Source organism: Bacillus jepli, from assembly GCF_047238305.1.
In the GTDB taxonomy this organism is placed as follows: domain Bacteria; phylum Bacillota; class Bacilli; order Bacillales; family Bacillaceae_L; genus Ferdinandcohnia.
On record NZ_JBDFMO010000001.1, the window covers coordinates 12365 to 25395 of the forward strand.

General features: G+C 39.1%; 11 protein-coding genes. 1 reads left to right on the forward strand and 10 read right to left on the reverse strand.

Annotated features, from left to right (window positions below; genetic code table 11):
* Positions 1–37: 37 nt before the first annotated feature.
* From ABC371_RS00130 to bcp, 10 genes are all read right to left on the reverse strand, one after another.
* Positions 38–796, reverse strand: coding sequence for an ABC transporter ATP-binding protein (locus tag ABC371_RS00130; protein ID WP_412895001.1), 759 nt, complete (start codon positions 794–796; stop codon positions 38–40).
* Between the two features lie 13 nt (positions 797–809).
* Positions 810–3116 carry an ABC transporter permease gene (locus tag ABC371_RS00135; RefSeq protein ID WP_412895002.1) on the reverse strand — a complete coding sequence of 769 codons (2307 nt, stop codon included), beginning with the start codon at positions 3114–3116 and terminating at the stop codon, positions 810–812.
* Between the two features lie 47 nt (positions 3117–3163).
* A complete protein-coding gene (locus tag ABC371_RS00140) occupies positions 3164–3784 on the reverse strand; it encodes a TetR/AcrR family transcriptional regulator (protein WP_412895003.1) in 621 nt (206 codons plus the stop codon).
* Between the two features lie 160 nt (positions 3785–3944).
* Positions 3945–5162, reverse strand: a complete 1218-nt coding sequence (locus ABC371_RS00145) for a sensor histidine kinase (protein ID WP_412895004.1) — start codon at positions 5160–5162, stop codon at positions 3945–3947.
* 21 nt (positions 5163–5183) lie between these two features.
* On the reverse strand, positions 5184–5894 hold the full coding sequence (locus ABC371_RS00150) for a response regulator transcription factor (RefSeq protein ID WP_412895005.1): 711 nt from the start codon (positions 5892–5894) through the stop codon (positions 5184–5186).
* Between the two features lie 822 nt (positions 5895–6716).
* Positions 6717–7736 carry a siderophore ABC transporter substrate-binding protein gene (locus ABC371_RS00155; RefSeq protein WP_412895006.1) on the reverse strand — a complete coding sequence of 340 codons (1020 nt, stop codon included), beginning with the start codon at positions 7734–7736 and terminating at the stop codon, positions 6717–6719.
* A 211-nt stretch (positions 7737–7947) separates the two neighbouring features.
* Entirely contained in the window at positions 7948–8715 is a 768-nt protein-coding gene (locus tag ABC371_RS00160; RefSeq protein WP_412895007.1) for an iron ABC transporter ATP-binding protein, read from the reverse strand.
* The gene (locus tag ABC371_RS00165) at positions 8712–9665 is read right to left on the reverse strand and encodes an iron chelate uptake ABC transporter family permease subunit (protein ID WP_412895008.1); all 954 of its coding nucleotides are present in this window, start codon (positions 9663–9665) and stop codon (positions 8712–8714) included. The genes ABC371_RS00160 and ABC371_RS00165 overlap by 4 nt, the downstream gene beginning before the upstream one ends.
* Positions 9655–10608 carry an ABC transporter permease gene (locus ABC371_RS00170; protein WP_412895009.1) on the reverse strand — a complete coding sequence of 318 codons (954 nt, stop codon included), beginning with the start codon at positions 10606–10608 and terminating at the stop codon, positions 9655–9657. The genes ABC371_RS00165 and ABC371_RS00170 overlap by 11 nt, the downstream gene beginning before the upstream one ends.
* 224 nt (positions 10609–10832) lie before the next feature.
* Positions 10833–11303 carry a thioredoxin-dependent thiol peroxidase gene (gene bcp / locus ABC371_RS00175; protein WP_412895010.1) on the reverse strand — a complete coding sequence of 157 codons (471 nt, stop codon included), beginning with the start codon at positions 11301–11303 and terminating at the stop codon, positions 10833–10835.
* 137 nt (positions 11304–11440) lie between these two features.
* Between bcp and ABC371_RS00180 the strand changes: the two genes are divergently transcribed.
* Positions 11441–12727 (forward strand): glutamate-1-semialdehyde 2,1-aminomutase, encoded by a 1287-nt coding sequence (locus tag ABC371_RS00180; protein ID WP_412895011.1) that lies wholly within the window; start codon positions 11441–11443, stop codon positions 12725–12727.
* The last annotated feature ends 304 nt before the right edge of the window (positions 12728–13031 follow it).

Genomic DNA, 13031 nt, shown 5'->3' on the forward strand with positions numbered 1-13031 from the left:
GCCTTTTCCGATATCTATGAAATTGTGAAACAACAAATTATATTCCGATGTCTAACATTTTTGCTGTAACTTCCTCAATTCTACGATCCATATCCGTGCCATCAAACTTATGAAGCTTCAACTCAGTCATAATACTTCCGTCTTTCATAAACAGAATACGTTCTGACCGTGCCGCGACCTTCGCATCGTGGGTAACAAGCATAACTGCGGTACCGTCTGCATTGATTTCAGAAAATAAGTCCATAATCTCCCGCGCAGATTTTGAATTGAGCGCTCCCGTTGGCTCATCACCGAAAATAATGTCTGGGTCATTCATAAGTGCACGACATATTCCTGCACGCTGAAGCTGTCCTCCCGATACTTGGGTAATGTCTCGCTTTTCTAGCTCCGAAATTCCCACCCTCTTCATTAGTGAGCTTGCTTTCTCTGAAATCTTTGCAACATTTTTTCGATTATCGCGCATAGAAGGCAAGATAATATTATCAATAATGTTGAGATTTTTTAGCATCGTCGGCTGTTGAAAAACAAATCCCATTTTATTGCGACGTATATCAGAAAGCTCGTTCTCCGAGCATACCGATAAATCCATACCATCAAAAAGGACCTTGCCACCATCAATGCTATCCGTTCCACTTAGCGCAAACAGCAAAGTCGATTTTCCAGAACCCGAGGGTCCCATAATTGTAACAAACTCACCTTCGTTTATTTCAACTGATACTCCATCAAGAACATTGCGCTGTTCGTTTCCCTCACCGTACATTTTTACGATATGATTACCAATCAGAATCTTCTTCATTTGCCTTCTCCTCCTATTCCTTGATATGTTCGGAAATTTTGATTTGTCCTGCATTCGATGTGCCGAACATTGTTGCAAAAAGGACCATGACCCCCATCATCAGCGGACTAAGCAGATAGGCTTGAATCGGATTGATCTTAAAATCAAACGATGATGCTCCAAACGAAGAGACAAGCATGCCCGCTAGGACCTCTCCGAGTGTATTCGCGAGAAACGTGCCGAGTATGATTCCGACAACCAATACAAAAAACGAACGTGAAAAATACTGCACCTTAATATCCGAATTTGTAAAACCGAGGGCCTTCAATACGGCAATGGAATACCTGTCCTTTGCAATTAGCATCTTCATGAACAACAGTGTAACCAGTATCGTAATGACAAGCGCAACAGCAATCGCGGCGTATGAAGCCATTTCGACCGCACTGATTGTTGAGCCGAGAGTTTGAGAAACAAATTCATCGATGTCTGAAGTCTTCGCATAATCGAACTTGTCCGAGTATGCCGAAACCTTGCTGTCTACAAGTGAAATATCTGAGAGTTTGACACAGATGATGGTCCACATGACGTTTGCCGAACGATCGGAAAATACAGCCTTTGCTGTTTTGCCACCATTTGTAACGTCTGAATATATGCCAGTTACCGTAAGTGCTTTTTCATTTCCGCCATTCACGAGCGTAATGACATCCCCGACTTTTTTACCCATCTCTTCAGCATTTATAGACGAAACGGCGATTTCGTCATCACGGATTGGTGCTTTACCTTCAGCATACTCAATAGGAAATACCGAATGGTCACCGAGTTCAACTTTTATATTTTCCTCTGTCCCGTTATTTGTTTTTACTTTGAAAGTCTTTGTTGTCATAACAGCATACTTTGAAACGGAATTGTCGCTTTCTACCGTTTTTATGATTTCGTCCGTTTTGTCAGAAATATTGGTCTGAATCCGTAAATCATAGTCTCCAATTCCCATATATTGAATGAAGCCCTTTGATGAAATCGTGTTGTACAGGTTCTGCGGAACAATGATGATAAATGACGCAATTACAAGAACTATTAGCATTGTAGCGTAAAGTCCCTTTCGCGCGAGAACATCCTTGATCCCAAGGAATATATTCGTACTAAACCATCTGTTTCGATTTAAGGAAAAACGCTTTGCGCCAGCTTTCTTTTCCTGAGAAGTCCCAAAGCGTATAGCCTGTGCAGCGGATATTTTTCGGAATTTCTTCAATACAAAGTTTACATAAACCACAATTGCAAGAAATACTAGCAGGATGCCAATGATTCCTAGAACTAGGGCATAAGAAGAATTTTCACTTTCCCCCATATACAGGCGAATATTTTCAAGGAGTTTGCCTTGTACCAAAAGTGAGAGAATAAACCCAAGTATACTGCCAGCAGCAGCTATGCCTACATATTTTGCAACGTAAATCTTCTTTATGTCAGAAAGACGAAGGCCAATTGCTTTCATTACACCTATTTCACGATAGTCGTCTTCGATTTTTGCAAGCAGCGTAAAGCGTATGCTCATAAATGCGATGGCAACGACTAGTGCACTTATCATAAGGATAACCGCAATCATCATCCCATCTGAAATGGCGTTCATCATTTTAAAAAGAGTATAAGTGACGGTTGGTCCATTCGCTTCAAGTCCTAAGGATGCATATTCCGATTCAAATTCTCCTATTTTTGAGAAATCCTTTAGTCTAAACTCAATCAGATACTCGATATTTCCAAGGTCCTTTAGCTCTGCGTAGTCCTGGTTGCTTACGAGAAATCGCTTTGATGCAGAGAGCGAGGAATTCATGGTCGAATCACGGAGAAATCCAGCAACGGTAAATTCCTTCCCGCTTATTACGGCCGTATCACCGACCTTTGTAGTGTTGTCTCTCATATAAGCTACTGGAACATAAATCTCTCCATCCGACACATTAATGATGTTCCCGTTAAGATCAAGAAGATAATCGAATTTCTCATTTTGGATGCTTAAGCCGTTATCCTGAACACTGTTTGCAAGCGAGTTATCTCCTAAAATGAATTGTGATCCATCCATCCCTAGAAACTCCACAATCTGGTATTCTTCGACGTTATCATTTTCTTCTGCAAAAGAATGAAGTCGTTCTCTATCCATTTCACCCGCATGCATTTGCATAAAATGTGGCGCTTCGGCTTTTGTCATTAGCGTATCAAGCGCACCTGTTAGATTAACGATGAGTATCGCCGCGAGTGAAACAAGCATTGAGGCTGCAGCGACAAAAATCATGGTTGTAAATGTAATGATTTTGCTCTTTACTATGTCATTTCGGATTAGTCTAAAATACATATGTCACCTCTGTTTTTACTTCTTGAGCATAAATTTTACTTACTTTTCTAGCTGCCAAACATTTGTATAACGCTCATCAGGCTTCCACGTTCTGCACCAAGTAGCCTTTCTCCATTGAATATTAACGCTTGTATCCGTGAGGCACGTTCCTCACTGGTCATCTCCACTAGATCATCATCTAAAACGATATTTGCATATGTAACAAGCATTTCCATACATTCATATGGATAAGGCGTGTTAAACAATCCGGTTTCAATACCCTCTTGGATGATATCTGTCAGGATGGGTGTTACTCCATTAATGATGACTTTTTGTATTTTCTGATGCATAAGTGCGTTCTGTGGCTTATGAATGTGATCCATCATTTCCTGGCTGCTTCCACCACTTACATTCATTGATAAAACAACGCGTATCATGCGCTCAACGATAGGAATACTCTTGTCTGCTGCCATTTTCTGTGCAGTGCTTATAAGTCGATCACTATACCGGTCAATTAAAGCATCCATCACATCTTCCTTTGATTTGAAATGATAATAGAGTGTTCCGCGTGCAATTCCGACCTTTGTAAGAATATCGTTCGTACTCGTTCCATCAAAACCCTTTTGACTGAACAGCTCGTCAGCAGCATCAAGTATTTCGTTTCTACGTTCATCTGCTTCTTTTCTCATGATTAGTCCTCCTTTATAGACCGACTGTCTATCGATTAAATAATAACAATCTACTTTTAACGGTCTACCTGTTATGTGTTAAGGTTTTGTAAAGATTTGGGTATTTTACCAAAATAAAAACAGACCAAATCTGTTGGTCTGTTCACGGCGATTGAGCTATTTACTTTATGGGGAGTTCGATTATAAAATTTGTTTTTCCTCGGTTTGGTGAGGTGTCGACGCGGATGGTTCCGCCATGAAGTTCGATGATTTTCTTGGTGATGGCGAGACCAAGTCCAGAGCCACCATCATTCATTCTGCTTTTATCGCCTCTTACAAACGGCTCAAATAAGGTTTGGGCAATTTCATCCCGGATGCCAACACCATTGTCACCGACTTCAATGAAAATCCTATTTTCTGTTCGAGCTAACCGAAGGTAAATTTCAGTGTTCTCAGGATTGTATTTATTCGTATTTTGAAGGAGATTCGATATGGCTCTGTTGAGTAGTTTTGGATCAAATCGAACCATCATTTTTTCATCCAGAATGTCGATATCCAGCTCCATTTTCTTTTCTTCAAACAAATCAAAATGCTCGACAATGACCCCACGGTAAAATTCGCAAATGTCTTTCAGCTCTTTCTGAATGGGAACTTCTGGGCTATCTAATTTAGAAAACATAAAGAGTTCATCAATTAAGGATGTGACCCGAATGGATTTGTCGTAAATGTATTTTAAGTATCTTTCCGTTTGGGTTTCATCAGATACTACACCTTCATATAACGCTCTGGAATATCCTTGAATCGTCGTGATTGGCGTTTTTAGATCATGAGAAATATCTGCAAGCATTTGCTTTTTACTTTCCTCCAATCTTGTCATTTCACGATTTTTCTTCTCTAATTCTTCTGCGGTCCGTCTTAAGTTTTCACTCATTTCCTTGTACTTGATGGACCCCTTTATCATAAAAGGGAGGAAGCTTCCACCAAATAGGGGTGGACCTAAATTTAGAATCGCGTAATATTCTCCGGAAAGGACAACTTGGTAGATAAGGATTAAGCCGAAAAACGTGAACAGGCCACACACAACATACATCCATTGCATCGGTAGTCGCACGATCTGGTACACCGGAATAAATATCATGTAAATATACAAGGGGTCATACATAAACCCAAATACTAGAATAATCGAAAGTTGGACAAGAACGAACGCAAGTATGTCCTGTGAGCTCCAATACGCCTGTCTGTATGCTACAACAAATACTGCCATCAATAACAAGCCAATTAGTAGTTTTCCCTGAGATTCTTGAAATAAAAAGAAGAGCGGAAAGAACAAGTTCGCAATATATAAAAATGGTATGATCCCTTCTTTTTCAGGAAAAATCCGATAGAATAGTTTTTTCATTTATCTCTTCCTTATAGGACTCTATTTTTGGCCGACAAATTTATAGCCTAATCCTCTAATCGTTTTTATGTAGGTCGGTTTTTTCGGATTTTCCTCAAGCTTTTCTCTTAGTTTTGAGATATGGACATTGATTGTGTTGTCCTCCTCGCCACCCATGTAATAATCATCCCATGCCCGTTCAAAGATTTGTTGTTTCGTATAAACCCTTCCAGGTGAACTCATTAATAGTTCAAGAATCCTATATTCGATTTTTGTGAGCGTTATTGTGGTATCTCCCTTAATAGCCGAAAATGAGCTTTCATCTAAAATGATATCGCCTACTTTTAATTGGAGGCTTTCACTCGTGGTTGCTGGCTCTTGCTTGTAGCTATAGCTTCTTCTTAGCTGAGCCTGAACCCGTGCAATCACTTCTAGTGGATTAAATGGCTTTGGAATGAAATCATCTGCTCCAAGTCCCAACCCTAAAATTTTATCGTTATCGTCGTTCTTTGCAGAAATAATGATGATGGGGATATGCAGGTCCTGTCTTACTTTTTTAATAAGTTGATAGCCGTTAATGTGTGGCATCATTAGGTCAACAAGCATGAGATCGATGTTTTCTGATTGAATGATTTGTAGCGCCTCTCGACCGTCAAAGGCTTCTAAGATTCTATAATTCTCCTTTTCCAAATAAAGACTTAGCAACTCAACAATCTCCGGCTGGTCATCCACGATTAAAATGGTACGAATCATCCGAGAACCCCCTTCTTCCATACATTTTCCATTTTATTTTCAGTATAGCAAAAATTAATAGAATCTTGGTGAATTTTTTTGTGGGCTCGTTTAGGATGTCGGACTTTTACTTAGTTTGTGCTGCGAGACCAGACCTGCGTGACATGCTCTTCAGATTTTCGACCTAGTATGTATCGCTGGTATCGCTCTTGCAGGACATGCTTTTCGGTTAATCACCCTAGCATGTATCTTGAAACGCTTTTTGCGGGACTTGCTTTTCGGTTATTAACCCTAGCTTGTACCGTGAAACGCTTTTTGCGGGACGTGCTTTTCAGGTTTTCACCCTAGTATGTACCGCTAGATCCTTTTATCTCATGACTTTTGGAATTTATTTGAAAAAGCGATGTAATAAAAACACTTTATGCTATGACTTTTGGAGATTATTGTAAAAACTCATAACATAAACGATTTATATGGCATGACTTTTGGATATCATTGGAAATACTCATATCATAAACGATCTATATGACATCACTTTTGGATATCATTGGAAATACTCATATCATAAACGATCTATATGGCATGACTTTTGGATATAATTAGAAAAACACATACCATAACCGATCTATATGACATCACTTTTGGATATCATTGGAAATACTCATATCATAACCGATCTATTTCACATCATTTTTGGATATTACTGGAAAAACCTATGGCAAAACTCACTATACACCACAACCACTAGAAAACCCCACACCTTCAACCCAACCAAAACAAAACAAAAAAGCCGCCCAGATAATCAGTTTCCACTGACTTTCTGGACAGCCTTCATTTACATCCTTATTTTAATTCAGCTAAGATTTCTTCAATCTTGGCAAGCTCAGATTGTAAGCCGCCACCGCTTAGGTACCATAGGACACCATCTAAATACACGATTTTTTTATTTTGATATGCTTGTGTTTTTTGGATGATTTTATTTTCCATATCTTTATCGATGTTTGACTGACCACCTACTGCTGCAGTACGGTCGATAACAAACAATACTTCTGGATCAAAATCAAGGATGGCTTCAAAGCCGAAGTTAGATCCGTGAGATGATGATGCGATATCATCTGTAACTGGCGTAAAGCCGTAAATATCATAAATATAACCAAAGCGAGAGTTTTGTGCGAAACCAGATAATTTTCCTTCGTTGTACATAGTTACTAATGAAGTTTCATAGTTGCCAGATAGAGCTTTTACCTCTTCTAGTGCTGAATCGATTTTTGCAATTTGCTCTTTTGCTTCAGCTTCTTTGTCAAACATCTTGGCTGCTACATCTACGGAAGCCAAGAATGTGTTCCAGTAGTCATCCTGAGAAGTTCCCACGAACACGACAGGAGCAATTTCATTTAGTTCCTCATAATACGGTGCTTGTCGACCAGAAATGAAAATGACATCTGGACCAATTTCGGCAATATCTTCAAGTAACGGTTCTTTTAACGTTCCGACATTTACATAATCATCGCTTGCATACTCTTCAAGGCTAGCTGGTAAGCTTGAATCTTGTGGAACTCCAACCACACCTTCAACACCAAGCGCATCTAATGTATCTAAGAATCCATAATCAAAAACAACCATTTTTTCTGGCATAGCCTCAAATGTTACATCTTCAAAGTTAACGGTCCCTGCTTCTTCACTTTCAGCTGATGTGGTTGTTGGAGAAATGGTCATTGGATATTGACCTGGTGCTTTATTTGTCGCCTGTTCACCGGCTACATTATCATTTGTTTTTTCCTTTGTCGCCTCATCGTCATTCCCACATGCCGTAAGCGCTAACGACAGTGCTAAAACTGCACTTGCTACTTTCCATTTTTTCATGTATATACCTCTCCTTTTTATGCATTATGTATTTTTAATTAGAAATGAGAATCATTATCATTGATAACAATTCTCATTATAGAGGCATATTTACCTTCCGTCAATACAAAATGAGCAAATTCTTCAAAACTTTTATTCAGCATAAGATCAAAGACTAAGAACTCACTTCCTTGCCCTAATAAAAAGACCTAGAGACTTGATTCCCTAGATCCTATGCATGTGAATTAAAGTACACGCAAATGCGACAGCCGTTTTGTTCCTGAATTGGAATATCCATATCGTAAATCTCACGTAAAGCATCAGAATTTATAATTTCATGGGTTGGTCCATTTTTAACCAACTTGCCGTTTTTCAATGCGACAATTCGATCTGAATACACAGATGCAAAATTAATATCATGCAAGACGATGACAACGGTTTTGCCAAGCTCATCCACGAGCTTACGCAAAATCTTCATAATTTGGACGGAATGCTTCATGTCCAGGTTATTCAATGGCTCATCAAGCAACACATAGTCCGTGTCCTGCGCAATAACCATCGCGATAAATGCACGCTGTCTTTGTCCACCTGATAATTCATCTAAAAATGTATCTTGAATGTCAATTAAATTCATATATTCAAGTGCTTGGTTAATATATTTTTCATCTTCGTCAGAAAGGCGACCTTTCGAATAAGGATAGCGCCCAAATGCAACAAGCTCACGAATCGTTAAACGAACATTTAAGTAGTTGGATTGTTTTAGAATTGAAACACGTTTTGCGAACTCAGATGACTTCCACTTTTTCACATTGTTTTTATCAAGTAAAACTTCACCCGTATCAGCATCTAATAATCGACTTACCATAGACAGAAGCGTGGATTTACCTGCACCGTTTGGACCAATGAACGATGTGATTGTGCCCGGCTCAATGGTTACAGAGACATCTTCGACAACAGGTTTTTTTCCAAAATACTTCGATAATCCTTTGATCTCAATCATTGTGCTGACCTACTTTCTTTTAATAGTAAGAAAATGAAGTAAATACCGCCAATAAAGTTAATGATGACACTTAATGTGGTACGTAATTCAAAAATATGTTCAACAAGGAACTGACCACCCACAAGGGCGATGATGCTCATTAAGCTTGCCCCTAAAATTAATACCGAGTGTTTATAAGTAGTTAAAAATTGATAGGCTAGATTCGCCACAATTAAACCGAAGAATGTAATCGGACCAACTAGGGCAGTTGAAGTTGCAATTAACACCGATGATAGAATTAAAATGTTCATCACCATGCGGTCATAATTGACACCAAGGTTCATCGCATTTTCACGGCCTAGTGACATAACATCTAACTTATCCATAATAAGATAACCGTAAACAAAGGCAATAAGTAAAATACCAATTGCAATATATAAAAGCTCTGCCTTTACGTTTGTAAAGGTTGCGAATAAACGACTTTGTAGACTTAAATATTCAACCGGGTCAATCATTACCTGTAAAAATGTAACGAGACTTCCTAATAGTGTTCCAATAATCATCCCAATTAATAGAAGTAAATAAATTGGATGCTTATCAGACCGGAATAGGAATCGGTACAAGATGAGCGCAAATAATACCATCGCGATAATGGCTGCGCCAAAGTTTAAATATTTATTTAACACCCAAATCGACATTGAACCAGCAAAGAAATAGATTAAGGTTTGGACGACTTCATACATTGAGTCAAGTCCCATCATCGACGGGGTCAGAATCCGGTTTTGCGTAATCGTTTGGAACACAACGGTTGAATACGAAATTGCGATTCCGGTTACAATCATTGCCGTAACTCGAGTCATCCGTTTAGGGAAGGCATAATCAAATCCACCTTTTAAATCATAAAATCCATATAACAAAATACAAATAATAGCAAGAACGGCTAAGAGAATCAATTTTTTACTATTTCGCATATGCTTTCCCCCTAAACAACATGATTAAGAAGATCGCACTGCCGATTACTGCTACCGTAACATTGACTGGAATCTCGTACGGATGGACAATGACTCTACCTAAGATATCGCAGATTAATAGAAATACAACTCCTAGTGCTGCTGTATGAGGAATTGTCTTCCGCAAATTGTCCCCTAAATAAAGTGAAACGATATTCGGTACAATTAACCCTAAAAATGGAATGACTCCAACTGTTAATACAACAGTTGTCGAAATAATAGCGACGAGGACAAGACCAATATTTAAAACAACTTTATAGCTTAACCCAAGGTTTTTCGCAAAATCTTCACCCATACCTGCAACGGTAAATTTATTCGCGAAAATATATGCCAAAATAACAGCTGGTATAGCGACATATAAGAGCTCATAGCGACCTGCGATTACCAATGTGAAGCTTCCCATTAACCAGGATGAAATGTTCTGAATCAGGTCTGCTTCATATGCAAAAAATGTGGCAATGGATGATAAAATATTTCCGTACATAATCCCGATGAGCGGAACGAAAATGGCATCCTTAAATTTAATTTTATCTAAAATTTGCATGAATAGTAGTGTACCCACTAAAGCAAATATAAAGCTAAAAATAATCTGTTGTGTATAGGACACATTTGTAAAGAAAAGCATTGATAGTAAGATCCCAAGCTTTGCTGCATCTAATGTACCCGCAGTTGTTGGGGATACGAATTTATTTCTACTTAAGCTCTGCATAATTAATCCTGCAATACTCATCCCTGCTCCCGCTAAAATGATCGCCATTAATCGAGGAACTCGACTAATCAGGAAAATTTGTGTTTCATCTGATTCCCAATTGAGTAAATCCATCGGTGTGATATCAATAGCCCCAATAAATAACGAAATGAAGGAGAGAACAATGGCAGCGATTATTAACATCCATAGTCTCATTTGAAAATCCTCATAACATGTATTTTCTTAGCAATATAATTGAAAACGATTATCATTACTAATAACTTCATTATAAGTAAAGAATATTGTAAAATCAACCTATAAAAGGGAAAACGAGTGGCTTCAAATTAACCACCCGCAACGTTTCGAACCGCTGTCCCCACTTGCTTTCTAGCTATACCCCGGTGAAGTGTCGAACTGCATTTTCACAAAAACGTCATAAATTAAGATAGATTTTCCTTTATGTAAGTAAGTGCTTCCTCAACATGGCCTTTAACGGAAACTTTACGCCATTCTTTGACGAGATTTCCTTCTTTATCAATAATGAAGGTAGAACGCTCAATCCCCATGTATTCCTTGCCGAAATTTTTCTTTAGCTTCCAAACCCCATATTTTTCTGCTACTTCATGCTCTTCATCTACTAGTAATAAAAATGGTAGATCATATTTGTCGATGAATTTTTTATGACGTTCAAGTGAATCTGTACTAACACCAAGTATCACAGTATCAAGCCCACCAAAGCTTTCGTGTGCGTCTCTGAAATCACAAGCCTCTGTTGTACATCCTGGTGTCATATCTTTTGGATAAAAATAAAGGACTACATTTTTCCCTTTAAAATCTGCTAATGAGACAGTTTCTCCGTTGCTCGCTGTTGCAGTAAACTCAGGTGCTTTCTTTCTAACTTCAATTGTCATCGTTTTTACCTCCTGTTTTTTCCTATTAAGAATAGGTTACATAATTTCGAATAGATATACAAATAAACTGGATTTGTTCCTATTCAAATTAGTGCTAAAATAGAAACGTTGAGTCAAAGCTAGGAGGATTAAAATAGATGAATCATTCAAAATCAGAAGAACTATACAGTGAAGCACTGGAGCATATCGTTGGAGGTGTAAATAGTCCATCACGTTCATACAAAGCGGTTGGCGGTGGTGCACCAGTGGCGATGGAACGTGCAAAAGGTGCTTATTTTTGGGATGTTGACGGAAATAAATACATAGATTATCTTGCAGCATACGGTCCCATCATTACCGGTCATGCTCACCCACATATTACAGAGGCGATTACAAAAGCTGCCGAAACTGGTGTTTTATACGGAACTCCAACACCACATGAAGTGAAGTTTGCAAAGATGCTGAAGGAAGCTATCCCTGGAATGGACAAAGTACGCTTTGTCAACTCTGGAACAGAAGCGGTAATGACGACGATTCGTGTCGCTCGCGCTTATACAAATCGAACAAAGATCATAAAATTTGCTGGTTGCTATCATGGTCATTCCGACCTTGTGCTTGTAGCTGCTGGATCAGGACCTTCAACACTTGGAACACCTGATTCTGCCGGTGTTCCAAAGAGCATCGCTCAAGAGGTAATCACCGTTCCATTCAATGACATTGAGCCATTTAAAAAGGCCCTCGCAAAATGGGGTTCCGAAATCGCTGGCGTTCTTGTTGAACCAATCGTTGGGAACTTCGGAATCGTGGAACCGAATGAAGGCTTTTTAGAGCAAGTACTTGAGCTTTCTCATGAGGCTGGTGCACTCGTTATTTTTGATGAAGTCATTACAGCTTTCCGCTTTATGTATGGTGGCGCTCAAAATCTATTAGGAATCACACCTGACCTAACTGCCCTTGGAAAAATTATCGGCGGTGGACTACCAATTGGCGCATACGGCGGTAAAAAGGAAATCATGGAGCAGGTTGCCCCACTAGGCCCTGCATACCAGGCTGGTACAATGGCCGGAAACCCAGCATCCATGCTTTCAGGAATCGCGTGTCTTGAAGTCCTTCAAGAAGAAGGATTATACGAAAAATTAGACCAACTAGGTGCGATGCTTGAAGAAGGAATTCTTAAGCATGCTGCTACCTACAATGTGCCAATTACGATTAACCGATTAAAAGGTGCATTAACTGTTTTCTTTACGGATGTAAAGGTTGAAAATTATGAGCAAGCTGAGAATACAGACGGAGAAATGTTTGGTCGCTTCTTCAAATTAATGCTGAGCCAAGGCATTAATCTTGCCCCTTCCAAATATGAAGCATGGTTTCTTACCATTGCTCATACGGAAGAAGATATTGTGGAGACCTTAAAAGCAGTTGAATATGCGTTTAAGAATCTTTAAAGTGAGTTTGGAGAACCTGCCGGGTGGCAGGTTCTTTTTATTTTTGGGGTGTTGATATCGGGAATTGCGCTTTATTTTCGGGGAATTGCGCGTTATTTTTGATATTTGCGTTTTCCACGGGAGATTTGCGTCTCGGACGGCGGATTTGCGTCTATATTTGGAGATTTCGTCTTGACCAAAAGATTTGCGTCTTCGTCTCTCTCAATATTTCCGTCCCGGTCAGAGGATTTGCTTCTCCATTTCAACATCTGCTTCTTTATCCACCTTTCAACTAGGACATGTTTCCCTTGCTATACGCATAAAA